The 709-nt window shown below is 61.9% G+C and carries 1 protein-coding gene; it reads right to left on the reverse strand.

The annotated features are described in order from the left end of the window. Positions 1-709: DctP family TRAP transporter solute-binding subunit (locus JC881_RS32230; RefSeq protein ID WP_198789817.1), on the reverse strand; the 709-nt coding region annotated here is incomplete at both ends.

A 709-nucleotide genomic window follows, 5' to 3' on the forward strand; every position in this document is an offset into this window, starting at 1 on the left:
TTGCGGATGCGTGCGAGTTCGTCGTTGTAGAGCTTGACGATGGCGGGGTCGTACTGGGCGGCGAACTTGTCGATGACGGGCTGGGCGATGGTGCGCATGCGGGCTTGTTCGGCGGCGCTGAGCTCGTTGAACTGCGCGCCCTTGGCCTGCAGGTCGCCGACGGCCTTCTGCGCTGCTGCGCGGCTGACCTGGCGTTGATAACCGCGCGCCTCATTGGCCGCGTCGTTCATCATCTTCTGCTCGGCGGGCGTGAGCGAGTCCCAGAACTTCTTGCTCACCAGAACGATGTTGGCCGCGTAGACATGGTTTGTGGCGCTCACGAACTTCTGCACCTCGTAGAACTTGTTCGAGAGGATCACGGCGTACGGATTTTCTTGACCATCGACCGCCTTCGACTCCAGGGCCCCATAGAGCTCTGCAAAAGGCATCGGCACCGGGTTGGCCTTGAAGGCCTTGAAGGTCTCCAGGAACACCGGGTTCGGGATCACGCGGATCTTCAGGCCCTCGAGGTCTTCGGGCTTGGTGATGGGGCGCTTGCTGTTGGTGACGTTGCGAAAGCCCAGGTCCCAGTAGCCCAGGGCGACGAGGCCCTTCTCGGGAAGCTTGGCGATCAGCGCTTGCCCCAACGGCCCATCGAGCAGTGCATCGGCCTGTGCGAACGAATTCACCGAGAACGGAAAGTCGACGAGACCGAACTCCTTGACGATGC

The organism is Variovorax sp. IB41 (assembly GCF_016405905.1).
GTDB lineage: Bacteria > Pseudomonadota > Gammaproteobacteria > Burkholderiales > Burkholderiaceae_C > Variovorax.